The following is a 22553-nucleotide window of genomic DNA, read 5'->3' as shown; positions in this document are numbered from 1 at the left end:
CTCCTCGATCGGGGTTGTGTGCTCCGGCCCGTACCCGTCCTCGGGACACTGAAACATCGTCCAGCGACCGAATCGCTCCGCTCCGGGTACGGCGTACGCATGATTCTGCGGGAGTCGGGAAGGGTGGGGCGTGACTCACCGACACCAGGGGACTTCCATGCGCACGATGACGCTCACGACCACACTGGCAGCGATCGCCGTGGTGGCGCTGGCCGGCTGCTCGGACGACGGCGGCGGCAACGGCGGCGGGGGCGACGACAAGGACGTGATCGCCGGCAAGGACGTGGCGGCCAAGGCGGAGACGGCGCTCGAGAGCGAGGTCGACAACCTCGCCGAGGGCGGCTTCGAGTGCCCCGACGTCGACCGTGAGAAGGGCGCCACCGCCACCTGCACGCGCACGAGCGAGGCCAGTGGCTACTACCTCGTCGTCGACGGGCAGGTCGAGGTCAGCGAGGTCTCGGGTGACGACTTCGGCCTCGACGTGCAGATGGAGGACGCCGCCAAGGAGTTCGGCCAGACCGCGGAGTCGATCGAGGCGGACCTGTCGACCCAGGCCGAGAGCAAGTTCGGCGAGGCGCCGCAGTCCCTCGAGTGCCCCGACCTGCCCGGTGAGGAAGGCGCCACGATCACCTGCTCCCTCACGGTGGCGGGCGAGGACAAGAGCCTGGAGGTGACCGCCACCGAGGTGGACCTGACGAACTACACGATGAGCTACACCTTCGCCGAGAAGTGAGCACCGTCGGGCCGGTGGCCGCGCGACACCTCGTCGTACGCATCCTGAAACGGCGGTGACGCTTCGCCCGTTCCCTCTATGGTGCAGGGGTGAATGTCGTCGTGCTGACCGGTGCCGGAATCTCCGCGGAGAGCGGCGTGCCGACGTTCCGCGACGCCGACGGCCTCTGGGAGGGCCATCGCGTCGAGGACGTCGCGACCCCCGAGGCGTACGACGCCCGACCGGCCATGGTGCAGAAGTTCTACGACGACCGCCGGGCCGCGTTGGCCGGAGTCGAGCCGAACCCGGCGCACCTCGCGCTGGCCCGCCTCGAAGAGGTGATCGGCGACAACCTGCTCCTGGTCACCCAGAACATCGACGACCTGCACGAGCGCGGGGGCTCGCGCCGTGTGCTGCACATGCACGGCGAGCTGCTGTCGGCCCTGTGCCGAGGCTGCGGCAGGCGCTCCCACTGGACCGACGAGCTCAGCGACTTCCCGCCGTGCCCGCGGTGCGGGGTCAGCGAGCTGCGGCCCGACGTGGTCTGGTTCGGCGAGATCCCCTACGAGATGGACCGGATCCAGCGCGAGCTGATGGCCGCCGACCTCTTCGTCTCCATCGGTACGTCGGGGGCGGTCTACCCGGCGGCCGGGTTCGTGCAGATGGCCAAGGCATGTGGCGCGCGCACCCTCGAGCTGAACCTGGTGCCCAGTGAGGGCACGTCGTTCTTCGACGAGGCGCGGCACGGCAAGGCCGGCGAGCTGGTGCCGGTCTGGGTCGACGAGGTCATGTCGCGCGCAGCCCTGTGACGTTCAGCCCTGTGACGATCAGCGGCTCGAGCCGGTCGAGCTCGTCGGCGAGGCCGAGGAGCGTGGCCTGGGTGCGGAACATCTGGCGGAACAGCACACCGCTCTCGATCATCCGCGGGTCGAGGTGTCCGAACACCTCGAGCGTGACGGTCCCGTAGAGGGCGGCCCACGACTGGGTGAAGACCCACAGCAGCCCGCGCATCTCGTCGGGAATCTCGAGTGGGACGTCGGGCATGATCGGGTCGCGCAGGATCTGCACGAGGTCGTCGTCCAGCTCGTTCAGTGGCGGGAACGGGGTGTCGTACTTCTGCCAGATCTGCACCAGCAGGTCGTTGAACAGGGCTCCCGAGGCGGAGGCCTTGGTCAGCGTGGTCTCGGTCAGGGTCGGGTCCATGCACAGTGAGGCGACGTCCATGTTCGCGAACACGACGGAGAACTCGTTGCGCGCGGTGAGTGCCCAGCGACGGAACGCAACTGCAGCGGCGGTGATGCGGGCCGCGGGGTCGTCGACCGGGTGGGCGTCGCGGGCCGGTTCGAGGAACTCCGCCGACATGGCGCTGTCGATGCCGATCGCGACCACGCGCAGCAGGTCCTGGTAGGACTCGACGTAGCGGTAGAGCGCGGGCGCGGTCATCCCGATCCGTTGGGCCACAGCCCGCAGCGACAGCTCGCCTCCCTCAGCCAGGATCGCGCGCGCGGCGGCCACGATCTCGTCGAGGGTCGCTTGCCGGTGGCGTTCGCGGCGGTCCTTGGCCATGGTCACGAATTTCCTCCCGGGGGCGGTTGACGCGACGAGTTTACACTGTTTACAGTTAACGGCGTTAACTAGTCTGACACCTCGTCACAAAGGGATGGCCGTCATGGAGCGTTGGGGTGCGATCGTCGCCCGCAGGGCAGTGCAGATCCTCGTCATCGGCGTGCTCGCGGTGTTCGGCGCGGGCGCCTACGGGGCCGGCGTCTTCGACTCGCTCTCCCAGGGTGGCTTCGACGACTCCGCCAGCGAGTCCTCGAAGGAACTCGCCCACGAACGGGCGGTGTTCGGCAACCAGACCGTCGACGTGGTCGCGATCTACTCCAGCGACGACCTCACCGTCGACGACGCGGAGTTCGAGGCCGCGGTGCGCGACATGGTGGCCGACCTGCCCACCGTCACGACCAGGATCGTGAACTACTACGACACCCCGTCGGAGGCCCTGGTCAGTCACGACAAGCACGCCGTCCAGGTGCCGATCTCTCTCGAGGGCGACACCCAGAACGAGCTCCTCGAGAGCTGGGACGCGCTGGAGCCGCACCTCGAGGCCGACGGGCTGAAGACCGACGTGGCCGGCGCCTTCGCGGTGTACGGCGACGTCAACGACATCACCGAGAAGGACCTTGCGCAGGCCGAGACCATCTCGGCGCCGTTCGTGCTGCTGCTCTCCCTGCTGATCTTCGGCAGCCTTGTCGCCGCCTCGATGCCGGTGCTGGTCGGAGCGATCGCGGTGATCGGCGCGCTGGCCGTGGTCCGGCTGCTCACCGTGTTCACCGAGGTGTCGGTCTTCTCCGTCAACGTGATCACCCTGATCGGGCTCGGCCTGGCGATCGACTACGCCCTCTTCATCATCAGCCGCTTTCGCGAGGAGCTTGGCCGCCTCCCCGCTGACGACCCCGACGCCTCGGCGACCGCGATCAGGACGACCATGACCACCGCCGGACGCACCGTGCTCGTCTCGGGGCTGACGGTCGCGGCCGCCCTCAGCTCGCTGATGGTCTTCCCGCAGAGCTTCCTCAAGTCGATGGGGTACGGCGGCATGGCGGCCGTGATCGTGGCGATGGTCTCCGCGCTGACGGTTCTTCCGGCGGTGCTGCGACTGCTCGGACGCCGGGTCGACGGCGGTCGCCTGCCGTGGCGCCGGCACCGGCCGGTCTCGGTGGGCAGTGACCACGGCGCCTGGGCCCGACTGGCACACGGCGTGATGCGGCGCCCGGTGGTCGTGACCGTGCTGGTCACCGTCGCCCTCCTGGCGATCGCGTCCCCGTTCCTGGGCGTCAAGTGGGGCAGCGTGGACTACCGCGTGCTGCCCTCCGACGCGCCCGCGCACGTCGCCGCCGACAAGCTCAACACCGACTTCGGTCCCGAGACCTCCAGCGCCAACCTGCTGCTCGACGGCACGTCGAAGGCCGACGTGGCGGCGTACGTCCGCGAGGTGGAGGGGATGCGTGCCCCGGTGACCGTGGAGCCGGTGGCCGACAAGGGCGACGTCACGCTGTTGAGGGCGACCTGGCGGGGCAACAGCCAGTCCCAGTTCTCCCAGGACGTGGTGGAACGGATCCGGGACGTCGAGCCGGGCAGTGGGTCGGTGCAGGTCGGCGGGCTCTCCGCCTCGACGGTCGACCTGCTCGACTCCGTGGGCAGCCACCTGCCGTGGATGGGCCTGATCGTGATCGGCGTGATGCTGCTGCTGCTCTTCCTGGCCTTCGGGTCGGTGGTGCTGCCGGTCAAGGCGGTCGTGATGAATGCGATCTCGATCACAGCGTCGTTCGGAGTGGTGACCTGGATCTTCGCCGACGGTCACCTGGAGGGGCTGCTCGGATTCGAGTCCCAGGGCTACCTCGACGCCACCCAGCCGATCCTCATGCTGGCCATCCTCTTCGGCCTCTCGATGGACTACGAGGTCTTCCTGCTCTCCCGTGTGCGGGAGCAGTGGGACCTCACCCACGACAACGACCAGGCGGTCGCCACCGGACTGCAGAAGACGGGACGGATCATCACCAGCGCGGCGCTGCTGCTGGCGATCGTGATCGGTGCGTTCGGCCTGAGCGGCATCGTGTTCATGAAGATGATCGGAATCGGCATGCTGGTCGCCCTGCTGCTGGACGCGAGCGTCGTACGTGCCCTGCTGGTGCCGGCGACGATGAAGCTGCTCGGCCGATGGAACTGGTGGGCGCCGGGGCCGTTGTTGCGGTGGTGGGAGCGCTTCGGCCTCAAGGGCCACTGACCGAATCGGGCGCTGAGGCGCGACTCACGATCCGCATGCTGGGATGGTTGCCCGCATATTGGGCGCCCGGGCTCTAGATTGCCAACCACCCGGCAGGACTCCGCTACCCATGCGGAATGCTGCCAGCATCGCGTACGTCGCCACAGACTGCGTGGTCGTCATCAGCATGGAATCGGAGTGATCACATGATCATCGGCGTCATCAGGGAGGCACAGACCGGGGAGACCCGTGTCGCTGCCACCCCGGCCACCGTTGGCCAACTGCTCAAGCTCGGTTACGACGTGATCGTCGAGTCGGGGGCCGGTTCGGCTTCCAGCTTCGCGGACGAGGCGTACGTCGAGGCCGGTGCGAAGATCGGCGATCCGTTCGAGGGCGACATCGTCCTCGGCGTGAACGCCCCGGCGGATGCCCAGCTCGACCAGCTGCGTCAGAACGCGACGCTGATCGGCATCTTGAATGCCCGGTTGGACGAGTCGGTGGTGGCGGACCTGACCTCGCGGCCGATCACGGCGTTGTCGATGGACGCGGTGCCGCGCATCTCGCGCGCCCAGTCGCTCGACGTGCTGAGCTCGATGGCCAACATCGCCGGCTACCGTGCCGTCGTCGAGGCCGCCCACGTCTTCGGGCGGTTCTTCACCGGCCAGGTCACCGCTGCAGGCAAGGTCCCGCCGGCCACGGTGCTGGTCGCCGGTGCCGGTGTCGCCGGTCTCGCCGCGATCGGGGCCGCCGGTTCGCTCGGCGCGGTGGTCAAGGCCACCGACCCGCGTCCCGAGGTCGCCGACCAGGTGAAGTCGCTGGGTGGTGAGTACCTCGCGGTCGAGGACCCTGAGGCCGAGGTGTCGGCCACCGGGTACGCCAAGGAGATGGGCGACGACTACAACGCCCGCGCCGCGGCGCTGTATGCCGAGACCATGCCGGGCGTCGACATCGCCATCACCACCGCGCTGATCCCGGGACGCCCCGCGCCCCGGTTGATCACCGCCGAGATGGTCGCCTCGATGAAGTCGGGCAGCGTCATCGTGGACATGGCTGCCGGGTCCGGCGGCAACGTCGAGGGCTCGGTCGCCGGTGAGGTGGTCACCACCGAGAACGGTGTGACGATCATCGGCTACACCGACCTCGCGGGCCGTCTGCCCGCGCAGGCCTCGCAGCTCTACGGCACCAACCTGGTCAACCTCCTCAAGCTGATGACGCCGGAGAAGGACGGACAGCTGGTCCTCGACTTCGACGACGTGGTGCAGCGCTCGATCTGCGTCGTACGCAACGGTGAGTCGACGTGGCCCCCGCCGCCGGTGCAGGTCTCGGCCGCCCCGGCCGCCGCCCCGGCCGCGGAGATTGCGGTCAAGGAGGAGAAGAAGCCGGCCAGCCCGGCGCGCACCTCCGCGATCGTCGGCGGCGCAGCCCTGTTGTTCTTCCTGCTGGTCGCGGCCTCGCCGGCGCAGCTGCAGCTGAACCTGACGGTCTTCGCCCTGGCCGTCGTGATCGGCTACTACGTGATCGGCAAGGTGCACCACGCGCTGCACACTCCGCTGATGTCGGTGACCAACGCGATCTCGGGAATCATCGTCGTCGGCGCGCTGGAGACCATCGGTCAGTACGACGGCACGATCACCGCGGTGTCCTTCGTGGCGATCCTGCTCGCCAGCATCAACGTCTTCGGTGGCTTCGCGGTGACTCGCCGCATGCTCGCCATGTTCTCCAGGTCTTGATAGGTAGCTGAGAAATCATGAGCATCGAATCCGCATCGGCCGCTGCGTACGTCGTAGCCGCCCTGCTCTTCATCCTTGCCCTCGCCGGGCTGTCCAAGCACGAGTCCGCCAAGGCCGGCAACTACTACGGCATCGCCGGCATGGCGATCGCCCTGGTCGCCACCGTGGTCCTCGCCATCGACAAGGACATCGAGGGCCTCGGTCTCGGCCTGCTGATCGCCGCGGTCATCGTCGGCGCCCTGGTCGGCCTGCAACTGGCACGCACGGTCGAGATGACCGGCATGCCTGAACTGATCGCCCTGCTGCACTCGTTCGTGGGTCTCGCCGCCGTACTCGTCGGCTGGAACGGCTACCTGCACATCGAGGCACACCCGCACCGCTTCGACGCCAAGGTGCTCGAGCACGCCGACCTGCTCGGCATCCACTCCGCCGAGGTCTTCATCGGCGTCTTCATCGGTGCGGTCACCTTCACCGGCTCGATCGTGGCCAACCTCAAGCTGTCGGCGAAGATGAAGTCCGCGCCCCTGGTCCTGCCGGGCAAGAACCTCATCAACCTCGGTGCGCTGGTGCTCTTCGCGGCACTGACCGTGTGGTTCGTCATCGACCCGCAGCTGTGGCTTCTGATCGTGGTCACCATCGTCGCGCTGGCCCTGGGCTGGCACCTGGTCGCCTCCATCGGCGGCGGTGACATGCCCGTGGTCGTCTCGATGCTGAACAGCTACTCCGGGTGGGCCGCGGCCGCGTCGGGCTTCCTGCTCAACAACAACCTGCTGATCATCGTCGGCGCGCTGGTCGGCTCCTCCGGTGCCTACCTGTCCTACATCATGTGCACCGCGATGAACCGCTCGTTCATCTCGGTGATCGCCGGTGGCTTCGGCATCGAGGCCGGCCCCTCGGAGGACACCGACTACGGCGAGCACCGCGAGACCAACGCCGAGGACGTTGCCGACCTGCTCACCCACGCCAAGTCGGTGATCATCACCCCCGGCTACGGCATGGCCGTCGCCCAGGCGCAGTACGGCGTCGCACAGCTGACCTCCAAGCTGCGGGACAAGGGAGTCGACGTACGCTTCGGGATCCACCCGGTCGCCGGTCGCCTGCCCGGTCACATGAACGTGCTGCTCGCCGAGGCGAAGGTGCCCTACGACATCGTCCTCGAGCTCGACGAGATCAACGACGACTTCGACGAGACCACCGTGGTGCTGGTGATCGGTGCCAACGACACCGTCAACCCCGCCGCCGCGGAGGACCCCTCCAGCCCGATCGCCGGCATGCCGGTGCTGACGGTGTGGAACGCCGAGCACGTCGTGGTGTTCAAGCGGTCGATGGCGTCGGGCTACGCCGGCGTCCAGAACCCGCTGTTCTTCCGGGACAACTCCCAGATGCTCTTCGGTGACGCCAAGGACCGGGTGGAGGACATCCTCCGCGCGCTCTGATCCAGGTCGAGTGCTGAAGTGGCTGCCCTAGCAACCACTTCAGCACTCAACCTCGGCGCCTGTGGATGACCGGCGAGACCGGTCCCATGCCATCGCAGAATCGATTGCATGGATGAGCCATGGTCAAGCCTGGCCGGATTGCAGCACGGAGTCCTGGCCCGCAGTCAGCTGTACGCCCTCGGCGTGACTCGTGCCGCGGTGCGCGCCAACGTCTCTGCCGGCCGATGGTGCTGGCGCACCGAGTCAGTCCTCACCACGACCACCGGCCCACTCAACTGGGAGCAGCGGTTGTGGCTCGGAGTGCTCCACTGCGGCCCGGGGTCGGCCGTCGGTGGGCTCACCGCGGCCAAGGTGCACGGCCTTCGCAACTGGGATCGCGACCTCGTCACGGTGGTCGTGGACGACTCGCTCTCCTTCGAGAAGGTTCCCGAGTTGCACATCGTCCGGACTCGAAGGCCCATCCAGAAGTGGCTGGCACCGGTGACGCTTCCGCTGCTGCGTCTCGAGCCGGCAGTTCTGCTCTTCGGCGCCTACGATCGGAGCAAGCGCACGGCGCAGGGTGCTCTGGCCGCCGTGGTCCAACAGGGTCTGACCACCCCGGATCGACTCGGCGCATGTCTGGCCACGATGAATCCCTTGCGCCGGTCCCGTGACTTCCGGGCCACTCTTCTCGACTTGGCGGGTGGGGCACAGTCGGTTGCCGAAATGGACGTACGGCGAGCCTGCCGCTCCTACGGCGTCGTGCCGCCGCACAGGCAAAGAGCCCGCGTCGACCGCGCAGGAAAGCGGAGATGGACGGACTGCGAGTGGGACCTCCCCGATGGTCGGGTGGTGGTGTTGGAAGTCGACGGTGCCTTCCACCTGGACGTCATGCAGTACTCCGCGGACATGCGGCGACAACGAAGGATCACCACCCCCACGCGATTGATTGTGCGATGTGCCGCTGTCGAGATCCGCGACGAACCGGGTAAAGTCATGGCGGACCTGATCGCTCTCGGTGTCCCGCTGGTGAAGCGCGCAGGTTGAGTGCTCAGGTGGTTGCCCTGGGCACCACCTGAGCACTCAACCAGGAGACAGTAGAGTCTCGCCATGCCCGAGAACCCTGCCGCCCCGACCGATGCGCGCGCTGCGCTGGAGGAGCTGCGGGGCCACGAGGCCTGGGCCATCGTCCGCCAGAAGGACGCAGCGACCCTGTCGCTGGTCGGCGGCCGGCGCACCGTCGTGGAGAGCCTGCTCGACGTGCCGCTCGAGACCGGCATCCCCGTCGACGGCCGGCAGTTCGACCGGCTGGTGGCCGTGCCCTACCGCCAGGTCCGGGAGCGCGGGTTCGACGCGATCGACGACGGCACGCCGCTGGTCGTGGTCGACATCGACCTCGAGCAACACGTGGCGTACGCCGACCTGCTGGCCGCCCTGCCCGACGTACCGGTGGAGTTCGACGACCCGGGCGGCTTCGACTCGAGCGACGACGACTATACCCGTGTGGTCGAGAAGGTCATCGCACACGAGATCGGCAACGGTGAGGGCGCCAACCTCGTGGTGGCCCGCAACTACCGTGCCAAGGCCCGCGGCTGGGGCGACGACCAGGCCCTGACCGTGCTGCGCCGGCTGCTCGAGCGCGAGCGCGGTGCCTACTGGACCTACGTCTTCTTCACCGGCGACCGCTACCTGGTGGGGGCGAGCCCGGAGCGGCACGTCAGCATCCAGGGCGGCGACGTGCGGATGAACCCGATCTCGGGCACCTTCCACCTGCCCAAGCAGGCGCAGCCTCAGGAGCAGACCAAGGCTCAGCTGCTGGAGTTCCTCGCCGACGAGAAGGAGATCTACGAGCTCTTCATGGTCGTCGACGAAGAGCTCAAGATGATGTGCGACATCTGCCACGAGGGCGGCCAGGTGCTCGGCCCGTTCCTCAAGCCGATGACGCACCTCGTGCACACCGAGTACCTCCTCGCCGGCCGCACCGACCGCGACCCGCGCGAGGTGCTGCGCGACACGATGTACGCCGCCACGCTCACCGGCTCACCCGTCGAGAACGCCTGCCGGCTGATCGCGGCCTACGAGCCCGAGGGGCGCGCCTACTACGGCGCGGCGCTGGCGCTCTTCGGGCGCGACGGCGAGGGCCAGCCGACCCTCGACAGCCCCATCGTCATCCGCACCGCCGACGTCAGCACCGAGGGCGTGCTCCGGGTGGTCGCCGGAGCCACCCTCGTGCGCGACTCCGACCCGGCCACCGAGGTGCGCGAGACGCACGCCAAGGCCGGTGGCATCCTCAGCGCGTTCGGGTTGGTGCCTCCCGCGGCCGCGCCCCCGGAGAGCCTGGGCGAGCTGGCCCGCGACGAGGACGTGCTGATCGCCCTCAACGCCCGCAACCAGCGGCTCTCGAAGTTCTGGCTGACCGACCAGGAAGGGTCTGCGCCCGACGTGGCCCTGAAGGGGAAGTCGGCGGTGATCCTCGACGGCGAGGACGACTTCGTGAACATGCTGCGGCACGTGCTCACCGTGCTCGGCATGACCTCGACCGTGGTCCGCCACGAGGACTACGCGCCGGGCGTGCTCGACGGGTTCGACCTCGTCATCGTCGGCCCCGGCCCTGGTGACCCGCGCGACGGCGACCACCCCAAGATCGCCACGTTCCGCACCGCGGTCGACGCGCTCCTGGCCGCCGAGCAGCCGTTCCTCGCCGTGTGCCTGGGGCACCAGACGCTGTGCCAGCGGTTGGGGATTTCCCTTGCCTACAAGGACATCGTCTTCCAGGGCACCCAGTCACCTGTCTCGATCGACGGCCGCACCGAACGGGTCGGCTTCTACAACACGTTCGTCGGACGGGTCGAGGGCCAGGCCCCCGACGGGGTCACGGTCGAGGCCGACCCCGAGACCGGCGACGTGCACCTCGTCCGCGGGCCGCACTTCCGGGGCATCCAGTTCCACGCCGAGTCGATCCTGACCGAGAACGGCTACGACCTGATCCACGACCTGATGCGCGAACTCCTGACCTGAGCCTCAGCCAACCCGGGCGCCCCCCGGCGCAACCTTTCGGGCCTCACCGACGTCTATAGGGCAGAGGCTCGAACCAGACGGGGGTTTGCAGTGCGGTTCCGGGTGTTGTCCCTTGCGCTCCTGGCGATCCTGGTCGCCGCCGTCGTCGTCACCGGACGCCATCAGGGCACCGTCGCTGACGCCGACGCGCCCGGCGGCCCCTCCACCACGATCGCGGCGCCCGTCGAGATCCCGGCCCGCCCCAACATCGTGCTGGTGCTGATGGACGACTTCTCCCTCGACCTGCTGCAGACCATGCGCTCGGCCGAGGCGATGCGGCAGCAGGGTGCGTCGTACGACCGGGCGTTCGTGGTCGACTCCCTGTGCTGCGTGTCGCGGTCGAGCCTGATGACTGGGCAGTACCCGCACCAGACCGGCGTGCTGACCAACACCGCCAACCTGCCCAACCCCTACGGCCCGATCGGCGGTTGGGAGGCGTTCTCCGCCTACGGCAACCCCGAACGCTCGGTCAACGCGCACCTGAAGCACAGCGGCTACACGACGGGGTTCGTCGGCAAGTACCTGAACCAGTTCGAACCGGGCATGGCCGACCTCGAGCTGCCGGCCGGCTGGAGCGAGTTCAACGCGCTGTTCGGTTCGGCGTACGACGGCTGGGGCTTCGCCAGCTCGTACGTCGAGGACGGCGAGCTGCGCGTCCGGGAGCATGCGATCCCTCCCGCGTCGGCGACTGACGAGGTGAAGGACGCGGCGTACGCCGGCACGGTGACCGAGGACCTGGCCCTCGACTTCATCGAGCGCCACACCCCCGACGACGCGCCGTTCTACCTCGAGGTGGCGCCGTACGGTCCGCACAACCGGGTCGACGGTGACACCCCGTGGCCGGACGAGCCGCTATTCCCGCCGGCGATGCGCGACCGTACCGGCCACGCCGGGCCGCTGGGCAACTGTGGTCGGGTGGACTGCAGCGACCTCGATCTCGACGACCTGGTCGGGTTCGGCGACGACCAGTCCGACAACCTGCCGGTGCACGCCGACGGCACCCCGGCCCCGGGCTGGAAGCCGACGACCACCACGCTGCGGCCCGAGGACGCGGTCGTCGACCTGCGCAACCGGGCCCGCATGGTGGCCTCGATCGACCGCATGGTCGAGCGGATCCTGGCGGCCGTCGACGACGACACCTACGTGGTGCTGACCTCCGACAACGGGTTCCACCTCGGGCAGCACGACCTCGAGCGCGGCAAGGGCGCGCCCTACGACTCCGACGCCCACGTGCCGCTCCTGGTGGTCGGGCCGTCGATCGAGGCCGGCACCCGCCCGCAGGTGGTCAACAACATCGACCTGGCCGCCACCTTCGAGGACCTCGCCGGCCTCGAGCCGGAGCCCTGGCGCTCGGGCACGTCGTTCGCGCCCAGCCTGCTCGAGCAGACCGCGAAGGGCTCGCGCCACGCGTTCTTCGAGCACACCTACGCGCCCTCGCTCGGCCTGGACCCGGACCGGGTCTACTCCGGCGGCACGATCGACATGATCCCGTCGTACGTCGCGATCCGCAGCCGGGACGCGCTCCTGGTGCGGCTCGACCTCGACCCGGACTGGCAGGGCACCGACTACGCCTGGGAGTTCTACGACTACCGGGACTCCGCGTTCGAGCAGACCAACTCCTACGCCGACCCGGGCAAGCGGGCGGAGGTGCGCCGGCTGCAGCGGCGACTGGAGGAGTTCGTCGCGTGCGGTGAACAACGCTCCGAGCGCGTCCGGCCGAAATGTCTGGCGCTGACGCGCTAGGTCCTCACCCAGTAGGTTGCGCATGTGATCGATGCGGTGACGAACGTGGTGGTGGTCGACCACCACGACTCCTACACGTGGAACCTCGTCCACCTCGTCGCCGCCGTCACCGGGGCCCTGCCCGAGGTCGTGCAGCACGACGCCACGTCCGCGGCTTACCTGCTCGGCTTCAGCCATGTCGTGCTCTCGCCCGGTCCCGGCCACCCGTCCGACCCGGCCGACTTCGCGGTCGGCAACGACGTGCTGCTGGCCGGCACGACGCCGGTGCTCGGCGTCTGCCTGGGCATGCAGGGCCTGGTCACGGCGTACGGCGGCACGGTCGAGCGCATCACCCCGGCCCACGGTGACGTGGCCTCGGTCCGGCACGACGGCACGTCCGTCTTCGCCGGGCTGCCCGCGTCGTTCGACGTGGTGCGCTACCACTCGCTGGCCGCGACCCGGCTGCCCGACGACCTCGTCGTCACCGCCACCTGCGACGGCGAGCCCGGTGAGCCGGAGGTCGTCATGGGGGTCCGGCATCGCACGCTTCCCCTTCACGGCGTGCAGTTCCACCCCGAGTCGATCCTCAGCCGGTACGGCGCCGAGCTCGTGGCGAACTTCCTGGGGCGGACATGACCGACCCGGTGCCGCACTTCCTCGAGATCGCCGCCGCCCACGACCGCTGCTTCTGGCTCGACGGTGGTGGCGCTCGGCCCTGGTCGGGACGCCGCTCGATCCTGGGTTGGCTGGACGAGGACGACGTCTCGCTGACGTACGACGCCCGCACCGGCCTCGTGCACCGTGTCGCCGCCGGCACGCGTGAGGTGGTCGGTGACGACATCTTCGCCGCACTCGAGGCGGAGTCGGCCGGCGACGGCGCCGACGTGCACTGGGTCGGCTACTTCGGCTACGCCAGCCGTCCGGACCTGCCGGCGTCCGTCGATGCCGACGACCCGATGCCGACCGCGGTCTGGATGCGGACCAGGAACGTGCGGATCTTCGAGCATCCCGAGGTGGATGTGTCGGGGAGTGGTGGTTTCGAGACGCTCGCTGGCGCTCGCTCCTCAACCACCGAGGAGGCCTCGTCGTTCTCCACCACCGAGGAGGCCTCGACCACCGAGGTGCCGGGGGAGTACGCGGCGGAGTTCGCGCGGGTGCAGGAGGAGCTGCACGCGGGAAACTCCTACGAGGTGAACCTGACCTACCGGCTGGCGATCGAGTCCGGGCTCGACCCGGTGTCGGCGTACCTGCGACTGCGCGCGCTCAACCCGGCGCCGTACGCCGGGTTCCTCCAGCACGAGGGTGCCTGGCTGCTCAGCTCGTCACCCGAGCGCTACGCGACCGTCGACCGGCACCGGGCGATCGAGACCAAGCCGATCAAGGGCACCACTCCGCGAGGGGAGAGCGCCGAGGACGACGAGCGGCAGCGCCGGCTGCTGGCCACGGACCCGAAGTTCCGCGCCGAGAACCTGATGATCGTCGACCTGCTGCGCAACGACCTCGGCATGGTCTGCGAGGTCGGTTCCGTCGAGGTGCCGGTGCTGATGGACGTCGAGACCTACAGCTCGGTGCACCAGCTCGTGTCGACCGTGCGCGGCCACCTGCGCGACGACATCACCACGATCGGGGCCCTGCGCGCGCTGTTCCCGGCCGGCTCGATGACCGGCGCGCCCAAGCTGCGCACCATGGAGATCATCAGCGACGTCGAGGACTCGTCGCGCGGCGTCTACTCAGGGGCCTTCGGCTGGATCTCCGGCGACGGTCGGGCCGACCTCGGCGTCGTGATCCGCAGCCTGACCACCAGCGGCGACGGACGCTGGCGCCTCGGCACCGGCGGCGGAATCACCGTGCGCTCGGACGTCGACGAGGAGTACGCCGAGTCTCGCCTCAAGGCCGAGCGCCTGACCCGTGTCTTCGACTGAGCCGGGGCCGGGCCTGGACTGGGGCGGCGGAGGTCCTGTGCGGCACGACCCGGCCTCCGCCGGCGCTGCGCTCACGGCACGGCCGACTGCACGGCTCACTGCATGCCCGGCCTCACAGGTCGTCGAAGAGGCGGCCCTTCTCGGCCAGGGTGACCTCGAAGGTCTGCTCCTTGCCGTCACGCAGCACCCGCAGCTTCACCTTGTCGCCGGGGCGGTACTGCAGGGCGGTGGTGACCAGGCCGAGGCCCTGGGCGATCGGGTAGTCGTCGACGGCGACGACCACGTCGCCCTGCTTCAGGCCGGCCTCCTCGGCGGGGCTGTCGCTGGTGAAGTCCTCGACCGTGGCGCCCTGCGCGACTCCGGACTCGCGGGCGTTGCCGGGAATGATGCCCAACCACGCGTGGGTCGGCTCGTCACCGTTCTTCAGCTCCTCGACGATCGGTGCGATGACGTTGACCGGGATGGCCCAGCCGATGCCGATCGAGCCGAGGTCGCCCTCGGAGCCGGTGTTGCTGGACGCCGTACGGTTGGCGGAGTTCATGCCGACCAGCTCGCCCTTGATGTTGACCAGTGCGCCGCCGGAGTTGCCGGGGTTGATCGCGGCGTCGGTCTGCAGTGCGGGGTAGACCATGGCCTCCTGCGAGGCCTCCATGCCGGCGACGTTGACCGGGCGGTTCACGGTGCTGATGATGCCGGCGGTGACGGTCGACTCGAGGCCGTACGGCGAGCCGACCGCGACAACTGCCTGGCCGACCTTCAGGTCCTCGGCCGCGCCGAACTTCATCGGGGTCAGGCCGGAGACGTCGTCGGCCTTGATCAGCGCGATGTCCATGTCGGGGTCGGCCCCGACGAAGGACCCGGTGGTGCTGCTGCCGTCGTCGAAGTAGACGGTGGTGTCGCCCTCGATGCCGTTGAAGGCGACGTGGTAGTTGGTCAGGATGAGGCCGTCGTCGCTGATGATGATCCCCGAACCGGTGCTGCCGCTGGAGGCCCCGAAGGCCTCGATCTTGACCACCGACGGCAGGGTCTTCTCCGCCACGTTCTGCACCGAGACGAGGTCCTGGAGGTTGAGGCCGGCGATGTCGATCTGGCCGGCGTCGACCTTGCCGTCTCCGCCGCCGGAGGTCTCGTCGTGCAGATAGCCGCCGCCGAAGCCGGCGGCCGCTCCGAGGATCAGCGCACCCGCGAGCAGGCCGATGCCGGTCTTGCCGCGCCCGCTCCCACCGGTCTGTCGGTGCTCGGTCGGCGGGCCCAGGGGGGCCTGGTGCCCCGGCTGGGGATAGCCCGTCGGGTACGGCGGGGGTGCCTCCCACGGCTGGGCGTGCTGCGGGCCCTGGCCGTAGGGCTGGGCGGCCTGTCCGGGCGGTGCGAACTGGCCCTGCTGACCCGGGTGGCCAGGATCCTGGGGCGGGGCGAACTGGCTCTGCGGGGCCGGCGACGCCTGGTCCTGGGGCGGCGCGTAGGGACCGGGCTGGTGCGCGTGGCGACCGTCGTACGCCGCCTGCTGGGGCGCCTGGGCGGGAGGCACGGGGGAGGTTTCGTGGTCGGGCCCGGGATCGTTGATCGCGTGAGCCACGCTGGGCTCGGCCTCGGGGGACGCGGGCTCCGGCGGCTGGTCGGCATACGGCTGGGCGGCGTACGGCTGGGTCGGCTCGGCCTGCTGGTGCTTGCGCGCGCCGGGGCGGATCGCCGTCGTGGGATTGGAGTCGTCTCCCGCGTTCTCATCGCTCATGGCCGACATCATGCCGTGAATGTTCGGCCCGGAAACCCCTCATCCGCGGCCTGTCGGGCCAGATCGACGTCCAGGTCAGACGTCCCGGTCAGACGTTCAGGTCAGAACAGCGTGGCGACGGCCAGGGCGAGGCCGGCGACGTTCGCCAGCAGGAAGACCACCATCCAGAAGCCTGCGGGGAACGGCGTGAGGCGCGCCAGCTGGTCCGCGTCCGAGCCGGTACGGCGACCGCGGCGCTCGCGCATGAGCTCGACGACGGGCTTCGGCGCGGCGAGCAGCAGGACCCAGGCGATCAGGTAGGCGAGGGCCGACTGGAGGGTGTCGGAGAGATACCAGGAGACTCCCACCAGGGCAGAGCCGATCACCAGCAGCACGAGTGCGCCGTACCAGTTGCGGATCTGCACGAACATCACCACGAGCTGGGCGACCAGGAGCCACAGCAGGCCGAAGGCGCGGCCGTTCGCCAGCATCAGCGCCGCGAGCAGGCCCAGGGCGGCAGGCGCGAGGTAGCCGGCGCACAGCATGGCCACCATGCCGGGGCCGCGCGGCTTCCCGCGCGAGACGGTCAGCCCGGACGTGTCCGAGTGCACCCGGATGCCCGAGAGCCGTCGGCCGACGAGGACGGCGACGAACGCGTGGCCGGCCTCGTGGACGACGGTGACCAGGTGGCGCACCCAGTGCCAGCTGAGTGGGTGCACCACGAGCGCAAGCGCCAGCACGGCGAGCAGCAGCACGACGCGCGGGGACGGTGCGGGTTGCACGGTCGTGGCGCGGGACCAGATCTCGCCGGCCACGTCGGTGAAGGCCACCGTGGACGTGGCCGGGTCAGGGAAGCGCACCGGGTCAGACCTGCTGCAGGGTGCGTCCGGGCAGTCGCAGCGTCAGGCAGGCGCCGCCGTCGGGGAGAGTGCTCGCCTCGGCCGACCCCGAGTGGCGCACAGCGGTCTGCCGCACGATCGAGAGCCCCAGGCCGGAGCCGGGCATCGACCGCGACTCCGTGGATCGGTAGAAGCGGTCGAAGACGTAGGGGAGGTCGGCCTCGGAGATGCCGGGGCCCTGGTCGGCGACGGTCAGCACACCGTCTGCCAGGCGGACGGTCACCGTGCCGTCGGCAGGGCTCCACTTGGCGGCGTTGTCGAGCAGGTTCATCACGGCGCGCTCGAGAGCGGCCGACTCGCCGGTGACCCACCAGTCCTCGGCCTCGACGTCGAAGTCGATGCTCGACGCGCGACGGCGTACCCGCGTGATGGCCCGGTCGAGCACCTCCTTGAGATCGACCAGCTCGACCTGGTGCGGCGCGTGCTCGTCGCGGCCGAGCTCGACCAGGTCGCCGATCAGGTTGGTCATCTCCTCGATCTGGGCGCCCACGTCGTCGAGCAGCTCGGCGCGGGCCTCGGGCGGCATGCCGCCGGACGCGTCGGCCTGGAGCAGCAGGTCGAGGTTGGTGCGCAGCGAGGTCAGCGGCGTGCGCAGTTCGTGGCCGGCATCGCCGACCAGCTGGCGTTGCCGTTCGCGGGAGGCCTCGAGCGCGGCCAGCATGGTGTTGAACGCCGAGGAGAGCCTGGCGATCTCGTCGTTGCCCTCGACCTCGATGGGGGTGAGGTCCTCGGTGCGGCCGATCTCCTCGACCACCGAGGTGAGCCGGCGTACTGGCCGGAGCCCGTTGCGGGCCACGCCCCAGCCGGCCACTCCGGCAGCGATCACGCCGGCCACCCCGAAGAGCAGCATCACGATGCCGAGGCGCCCGAGCACGGTCTCCTGGGAGTCGAGCGACTGGGCGATCACCAGCGCCACACCGTCGTCGCGGGTCGGCACGGTCACCACGCGGTAGCGGGTGTCACCGGCCTCGATGGTGCGGATCGAGCTGTGTGCGTCGCCCCTGGCGACGTCGATCTCGTCGCCACCGAGCTTGAGTACCGGGCCGTCGTCGATCGACCAGGTCTTGCCGTCCTGGCGGATGAACGCGATGCGGACGTCGGCGGCGCCGAACGCCCACGACGGCCAGCGCATCTCCACGGTCAGCTCGGACAGGGTCGGAGCCTGAGAGGCGCGTTGGGCCCGGTCGATCAGTGAGGCGTCGAGGCTGGCCTGCATCTGCATGCGCACGGTCACGTAGGCACCCAGGGCGAGTACGGCGACCGTCAGGCCCACCGCGAACGTGGTGAGCAGGGTGACCCGGCTGGCGAGGCTGCGGCGGTAGTGCCACCGGCTCGGCTCGCGCGGCGACAGGCCCATCAGAGTCGGCCCATCAGATTCGGCTGCCCGTCACGGGGAGTCCCGAAGCACGTAGCCCACCCCGCGCACCGTGTGCAGCAGCCGGGCCTCGCCCTCGGCCTCGGTCTTGCGGCGCAGGTAGCCGACGTACACCTCGAGGGAGTTCGCGGTGGTGGGGAAGTCGTAGCCCCACACCTCTTCGAGGATGAACGAGCGCTCCAGCACCCGCTTGGGGCGGCGCATGAACATCTCGAGCAACGCGAACTCGGTGCGGGTGAGCTCGATGGCGCGCTTGCCGCGGCGCACCTCGCGGCTGGCCAGGTCGAGGGTCAGGTCGGAGAACGCGAGCGTCTCGTCGACCAGCTCGTCGTGGGGTACGACGCGGCGCAGCAGTGCGCGCAGCCGGGCCAGGAGCTCCTGGAGTGCGAACGGCTTGGTGAGGTAGTCGTCAGCGCCGGCGTCGAGGCCGTCGACGCGGTCACCCACGGCGTCGCGCGCGGTCAGCACGAGGATCGGTACGTCGTTGCCCGCAGTGCGCAGTGCCCGGGTCGCCTCGATGCCGTCGAGCCGCGGCATCATCACGTCCATCACGACGACGTCGGGTCGCAGGTTGCCGATCCCGGCCAGGGCCTGCGCGCCGTCCTCGGCCATCGACACGGTGAATCCGTTGAACTCGAGGGAGCGCCGGAGGGACTCACGGACGGCCCGGTCGTCGTCGACGACGAGGACGTGGGGCTTGGGTGCAGCACTGTTCACGACACCACTGTGCCAAAGACTCCTGAGGCGTGGCTGAGAATCGCGCTCAGTAGCGCGCCGCGACGCTGGCCGCGCGGGCGCCGTACCCGCCGCCGAACATGCATGCGTGGACCAGCAGCGGGAAGAGCTGGTGCAATCCGAGCCGGTCCTCCCAGCCGTCGGCGAGCGGCGCGGCCTCGTGGTAGGCGTCGAGGGCACGCGGCAGGTGGGGCATGCCGAAGAGCGAGAGCATGGCCAGGTCGACCTCGCGGTGACCGGCGTACGCCGCGGGGTCGATCACGTGGATGTGTCCGTCGGTGCCCCACAGCACGTTGCCGTTCCAGAGGTCGCCGTGCAGTCGGGCCGGGGGCTCGACCGGGACCAGGTCGGCGAGTCGTCCGACGAGCGACTCGATGCCCCTCGCACCGGACTCGTCGATCGCACCACGGTCGCGGGCCAGCTTCAGGTAGGGCAACAGTCGGCGGGTGGCGTAGAACTCCGCCCACGTGTCGGCTGCGGTGTTGCGCATCGGAAGTCGCCCGATGAAGCCGTCGGCGTCGGCGCCGAAGCCGGTGGCGCCGACGGCATGCGTCGCGGCCAGCGCGCGGCCGAACTCCACCGCGGCGTCGGGGGTCTGCTTCCCGGTCTCGACGAACGAAATGATCAGGCAGTCGGCGTCGCCGGCCAGCACGTCGGGGACGGCGACGCCCCCGGACTCGCCCAGCCAGTGCAGCCCGCGGGCCTCGGCGGCGAAGAACCCCTCGGGCGGGTGCACGTGGGTCTTCATCAGCGCCGAACGTCCGTCGGAGAGCTTGAGCCTGGTCGCCGTACAGATGTCACCGCCGGCGACCGGCGCCGTGGCCACGACCTGGACGTCGAGGAGCTCTTCGGCCTTGCGAGCGGTGGCGGAGTTGCGCGTCATGAAGGGACGACCTCCTGCTGCAGTGCGTGGGTGATGCCGAGTGCGGTGCGCTCGACCATGGCGAGCACGTCGCGGAAACCGTCGTCGCCGCCGTAGTAGGGGTCGGGGACGACGCCGTCGCCGGGTGTCGGGTCGAAGTCGCGGAACAGGCGCAGGCGGTCGGCGGGGACCCCGATCGCGGCGAGGTCACTCACGTTGTCGTGGTCCATCGCCAGGACGAGGTCGTACGACGACACGACGTCGGCGTCGAACTGCCGGGCCCGGTGCTGCGTGGCGTCGTAGTCGTGGGTGGTCAGGACCGCCGCCGAGCGTGGGTCCATCGGCTTGCCGACGTGCCAGCCGGCGGTGCCGTAGCTGTCGGCGTGGACGTGGTCGGCCAGCCCGGCCTCGTCGAGCCGGTGGTTGACCACGACGTCGGCGATGGGGGAGCGGCAGATGTTGCCCAGGCAGACCAGGGCGACGCGGTAGGTGCCGGGGGTGCGCGGGAGCGGCAACGCCATCAGTCGTCCTCGAGCACGGCCACGTCGATGAAGCCGCAGACCAGCGTGATGATGATGCCGCCGAACAGTGCGTTCCAGAAGCCGTCGACGTGGAAGCCGATGTCGACCTTGTCGGCGATCCAGGCGGTCAGCATCAGCATCAGGGCGTTGATCACCAGCAGGAAGAGGCCGATGGACAAGATGATGAACGGGATCGAGAGGAACTTGACCACCGGCTCGACGTACATCGACACGAGGCCGAGGATCAGGGCCACCAGCAGCAGGGGCAGGATCTTCGCCTGCCAGTCGGAGCCCTCGAAGCTGATGCCGTCCAGGAGCCATGCCGCGACAGCCAGCGCAGCGGCGTTGGTCAGGAGCCAGGCGAGGAACTTCACGGCCTCAGCCTAGACAAGGCGTCAACGCGGACACACAGGATCGGCGTTTCGGGGCCCGGCTTGTAACCTCTGGCGGGTGAATGAGTTCGGCGGTACCGGTGCGATGGTGCTCGGGACCGTGGCCTCCGCCGTCGTGTTCCTGCTCCTGGCGCTCGCCCTGCTCAAGCCGCTCGGCTGGGTCTCCGCCTTCTCCATCGCCGGCTTCCTGTGGGCGATCACGGTGATCGGCCTGGTCACGCTCACGCCTCTCGACGCGGTCGACCTGGCCATTCCGGAAGACGCGCGGATGGCCACCTGCTCGACCGACATCGGCGGCCCGGCCCCCGACGGCTTCTGGATCTTCGAGTCCGGTCAGCGCACCCTCAACACCGCGCTGTTCATCCCTGCCGGCGCGCTGCTGGTGCTCTCGGTGGCCCGGTGGCGGGCCGGCTGGATCCTCACCCCGTTGGGTCTGGTCGCGCTCGCGGTGTACTCCGCGGTGATCGAGAAGACCCAGCTCGAGGTGGCCCGCATCGACCGGGCCTGCGACGTCACCGACATCGTCGACAACGTCACCGGGGCGGCGTTCGGGGTGGGGCTCGGGCTGGTGCTGATCCTGGTGTTCCAGCCGTGGCGCCACAAGCACCGGAAACGACGCAGCCGCGCGGGGTACTAACCTGCGGCCATGACCTCGACCCCCAAGCCACGCGCCAACGTCGGCGACATCCCGGCGTACGTGGCCGGCAAGCCGCCCGTGCCGCGCCCCGACTTCACGACGTACAAGCTCAGCTCGAACGAGAACCCGTACCCGCCGCTGTCCGGTGTGGTCGAGGCGGCGATGGGCGTGGTCGGCCAGATGAACCGCTACCCCGACATGGGCTGCGTGGAGCTGTACGCCGCACTCGCCGAGCACTTCGACGTACCGGTCGAGGACCTCTCCGTGGCCACCGGATCGGTCGCGCTGATCTACCAGATCATGCAGTCGTTCTGCGACCCCGGCGACGAGGTGGTCTACGCCTGGCGTTCGTTCGAGGCCTACCCGATCGCCGTCACCGCCGCCGCGGCCACGTCGGTGCAGGTGCCGGTCACCGCGACCGGCGAGCACGACCTCGACGCCATGGCTGCCGCGATCACCGACCGCACCAAGGTCGTCATCGTCTGCACCCCGAACAACCCCACCGGCCCCGCCGTCACCCAGACGGCATTGCATGAGTTCCTGGCCAAGGTGCCCTCGCACGTGCTGGTCGTCGTCGACGAGGCGTACGTCGAGTTCGTGCGCATGGACGACGCCGTCGACGGGCTGGCGACCTACCGCGAGTTCCCCAACGTCGTGGTCACGCGCACGTTCTCCAAGGCCTACGGGCTGGCCAACTTCCGGGTCGGGTACGCCGTGGCGCAGGCGCCGCTCGCCGCCGCCCTGCGCGCTGTCTCGCTGCCGTTCGGGGTCTCCGGTGTCGCCCAGGCCGCGGCCATCGCCTCGCTGAAGGCCGAGCCGCAACTGCTCGACCGGGTGGAGACGCTGGTCGGCGAACGCGCACGGGTCGTCGAGGGTGTGCGCGAGGCCGGCTGGGACATTCCCGACGCCCAGGGCAACTTCGTCTGGTTCGCGCTCGGCGAGAAGACCGCCGACTTCGCCGCCGCTGCGGACGAGGCCGGCATCGTCGTGCGCCCGTTCGCCGGCGAGGGTGCCCGGGTCAGCATCGGCGAGCCCGAGGCGAACGACCGCCTGGTCGACCTGGCCGGCACCTTCCCGCACTGACCGCCGCACTCACG

The 22553-nt window shown here is 69.7% G+C and carries 20 protein-coding genes; 12 read left to right on the top strand and 8 right to left on the bottom strand.

Annotated elements, in window-relative coordinates; translation table 11 throughout:
- Positions 1-157: 157 nt before the first annotated feature.
- Positions 158-733, top strand: coding sequence for a DUF4333 domain-containing protein (locus ASD30_RS16030; RefSeq protein WP_056683458.1), 576 nt, complete (start codon positions 158-160; stop codon positions 731-733).
- An 89-nt stretch (positions 734-822) separates the two neighbouring features.
- Positions 823-1521, top strand: coding sequence for an NAD-dependent deacylase (locus ASD30_RS16025; RefSeq protein ID WP_056683454.1), 699 nt, complete (start codon positions 823-825; stop codon positions 1519-1521).
- On the opposite strand, the gene ASD30_RS16020 is transcribed toward ASD30_RS16025, so the two are convergent.
- Complete coding sequence (locus tag ASD30_RS16020; RefSeq protein WP_056683451.1) at positions 1499-2278, bottom strand: TetR/AcrR family transcriptional regulator; 780 nt, start codon at positions 2276-2278, stop codon at positions 1499-1501. The two genes, ASD30_RS16025 and ASD30_RS16020, sit on opposite strands and share 23 nt — an antisense overlap.
- A gap of 103 nt (positions 2279-2381) precedes the next feature.
- Here ASD30_RS16020 and ASD30_RS16015 point away from each other — a divergent pair, with 103 nt between their 5' ends.
- The 8 genes from ASD30_RS16015 to pabB all read left to right on the top strand — a co-directional run bounded on the left by ASD30_RS16015 (position 2382) and on the right by pabB (position 14324).
- Positions 2382-4499 (top strand): MMPL family transporter, encoded by a 2118-nt coding sequence (locus ASD30_RS16015; protein ID WP_056685122.1) that lies wholly within the window; start codon positions 2382-2384, stop codon positions 4497-4499.
- Between the two features lie 185 nt (positions 4500-4684).
- Positions 4685-6208: a Re/Si-specific NAD(P)(+) transhydrogenase subunit alpha gene (locus ASD30_RS16010; protein ID WP_056683448.1), complete on the top strand. Its 1524-nt coding sequence runs from the start codon at positions 4685-4687 to the stop codon at positions 6206-6208.
- A gap of 17 nt (positions 6209-6225) precedes the next feature.
- On the top strand, positions 6226-7644 hold the full coding sequence (gene pntB / locus ASD30_RS16005; protein WP_200951161.1) for a Re/Si-specific NAD(P)(+) transhydrogenase subunit beta: 1419 nt from the start codon (positions 6226-6228) through the stop codon (positions 7642-7644).
- 108 nt (positions 7645-7752) lie between these two features.
- Complete coding sequence (locus tag ASD30_RS16000; protein ID WP_056683441.1) at positions 7753-8670, top strand: hypothetical protein; 918 nt, start codon at positions 7753-7755, stop codon at positions 8668-8670.
- Positions 8671-8733: 63 nt separating this feature from the next.
- Positions 8734-10641, top strand: coding sequence for an anthranilate synthase family protein (locus tag ASD30_RS15995; protein WP_056683437.1), 1908 nt, complete (start codon positions 8734-8736; stop codon positions 10639-10641).
- 105 nt (positions 10642-10746) lie between these two features.
- Positions 10747-12423: a sulfatase-like hydrolase/transferase gene (locus tag ASD30_RS15990; RefSeq protein ID WP_156393671.1), complete on the top strand. Its 1677-nt coding sequence runs from the start codon at positions 10747-10749 to the stop codon at positions 12421-12423.
- A gap of 24 nt (positions 12424-12447) precedes the next feature.
- Entirely contained in the window at positions 12448-13038 is a 591-nt protein-coding gene (locus tag ASD30_RS15985; protein ID WP_056683431.1) for an anthranilate synthase component II, read from the top strand.
- Entirely contained in the window at positions 13035-14324 is a 1290-nt protein-coding gene (pabB, locus tag ASD30_RS15980; protein ID WP_056683428.1) for an aminodeoxychorismate synthase component I, read from the top strand. Before ASD30_RS15985 ends, pabB begins: the two co-directional genes overlap by 4 nt.
- A gap of 112 nt (positions 14325-14436) precedes the next feature.
- On the opposite strand, the gene ASD30_RS27780 is transcribed toward pabB, so the two are convergent.
- From ASD30_RS27780 to ASD30_RS15945, 7 genes are all read right to left on the bottom strand, one after another.
- Positions 14437-16056, bottom strand: a complete 1620-nt coding sequence (locus ASD30_RS27780; RefSeq protein ID WP_082563977.1) for a S1C family serine protease — start codon at positions 16054-16056, stop codon at positions 14437-14439.
- A 101-nt stretch (positions 16057-16157) separates the two neighbouring features.
- On the bottom strand, positions 16158-16895 hold the full coding sequence (locus ASD30_RS15970) for a M50 family metallopeptidase (protein WP_235532600.1): 738 nt from the start codon (positions 16893-16895) through the stop codon (positions 16158-16160).
- Between the two features lie 4 nt (positions 16896-16899).
- A complete protein-coding gene (locus tag ASD30_RS15965) occupies positions 16900-18291 on the bottom strand; it encodes a sensor histidine kinase (RefSeq protein WP_056683422.1) in 1392 nt (463 codons plus the stop codon).
- Between the two features lie 30 nt (positions 18292-18321).
- Positions 18322-19026 carry a response regulator transcription factor gene (locus tag ASD30_RS15960; protein WP_056683418.1) on the bottom strand — a complete coding sequence of 235 codons (705 nt, stop codon included), beginning with the start codon at positions 19024-19026 and terminating at the stop codon, positions 18322-18324.
- A gap of 46 nt (positions 19027-19072) precedes the next feature.
- Complete coding sequence (locus tag ASD30_RS15955) at positions 19073-19927, bottom strand: fructosamine kinase family protein (protein ID WP_056683416.1); 855 nt, start codon at positions 19925-19927, stop codon at positions 19073-19075.
- Complete coding sequence (locus ASD30_RS15950; RefSeq protein ID WP_056683413.1) at positions 19924-20427, bottom strand: low molecular weight protein-tyrosine-phosphatase; 504 nt, start codon at positions 20425-20427, stop codon at positions 19924-19926. Before ASD30_RS15950 ends, ASD30_RS15955 begins: the two co-directional genes overlap by 4 nt.
- Positions 20427-20801, bottom strand: a complete 375-nt coding sequence (locus tag ASD30_RS15945; RefSeq protein ID WP_056683410.1) for a phage holin family protein — start codon at positions 20799-20801, stop codon at positions 20427-20429. The genes ASD30_RS15950 and ASD30_RS15945 overlap by 1 nt, the downstream gene beginning before the upstream one ends.
- A 76-nt stretch (positions 20802-20877) precedes the next feature.
- Here ASD30_RS15945 and ASD30_RS15940 point away from each other — a divergent pair, with 76 nt between their 5' ends.
- Together ASD30_RS15940 and hisC are read left to right on the top strand one after the other, a co-directional pair.
- Positions 20878-21456: a VanZ family protein gene (locus tag ASD30_RS15940; RefSeq protein ID WP_056683407.1), complete on the top strand. Its 579-nt coding sequence runs from the start codon at positions 20878-20880 to the stop codon at positions 21454-21456.
- Between the two features lie 9 nt (positions 21457-21465).
- Positions 21466-22539, top strand: a complete 1074-nt coding sequence (gene hisC, locus ASD30_RS15935; RefSeq protein ID WP_056683404.1) for a histidinol-phosphate transaminase — start codon at positions 21466-21468, stop codon at positions 22537-22539.
- Positions 22540-22553: the final 14 nt, after the last annotated feature.

Origin of the sequence: Nocardioides sp. Root140, from assembly GCF_001426745.1 — a bacterium.
Taxonomy (GTDB): Bacteria; Actinomycetota; Actinomycetes; order Propionibacteriales; family Nocardioidaceae; genus Nocardioides.
This window is presented reverse-complemented; position numbering and strand designations above follow the sequence as displayed.

Bases quoted from the DNA above. Each gene is read 5' to 3' on its own strand.
- ASD30_RS15995 (WP_056683437.1), top strand. From the start codon at position 8,734: ATGCCCGAGAACCCTGCCGCCCCGACCGATGCGCGCGCTGCGCTGGAG.
- ASD30_RS27780 (WP_082563977.1), bottom strand. From the start codon at position 16,056: ATGAGCGATGAGAACGCGGGAGACGACTCCAATCCCACGACGGCGATC.
- ASD30_RS15950 (WP_056683413.1), bottom strand. From the start codon at position 20,427: ATGGCGTTGCCGCTCCCGCGCACCCCCGGCACCTACCGCGTCGCCCTG.
- ASD30_RS15955 (WP_056683416.1), bottom strand. From the start codon at position 19,927: ATGACGCGCAACTCCGCCACCGCTCGCAAGGCCGAAGAGCTCCTCGAC.
- ASD30_RS15965 (WP_056683422.1), bottom strand. From the start codon at position 18,291: ATGGGCCTGTCGCCGCGCGAGCCGAGCCGGTGGCACTACCGCCGCAGC.
- ASD30_RS16010 (WP_056683448.1), top strand. From the start codon at position 4,685: ATGATCATCGGCGTCATCAGGGAGGCACAGACCGGGGAGACCCGTGTC.
- ASD30_RS16000 (WP_056683441.1), top strand. From the start codon at position 7,753: ATGGATGAGCCATGGTCAAGCCTGGCCGGATTGCAGCACGGAGTCCTG.
- pntB (WP_200951161.1), top strand. From the start codon at position 6,226: ATGAGCATCGAATCCGCATCGGCCGCTGCGTACGTCGTAGCCGCCCTG.
- pabB (WP_056683428.1), top strand. From the start codon at position 13,035: ATGACCGACCCGGTGCCGCACTTCCTCGAGATCGCCGCCGCCCACGAC.
- ASD30_RS16015 (WP_056685122.1), top strand. From the start codon at position 2,382: ATGGAGCGTTGGGGTGCGATCGTCGCCCGCAGGGCAGTGCAGATCCTC.
- ASD30_RS16030 (WP_056683458.1), top strand. From the start codon at position 158: ATGCGCACGATGACGCTCACGACCACACTGGCAGCGATCGCCGTGGTG.
- hisC (WP_056683404.1), top strand. From the start codon at position 21,466: ATGACCTCGACCCCCAAGCCACGCGCCAACGTCGGCGACATCCCGGCG.
- ASD30_RS16020 (WP_056683451.1), bottom strand. From the start codon at position 2,278: ATGGCCAAGGACCGCCGCGAACGCCACCGGCAAGCGACCCTCGACGAG.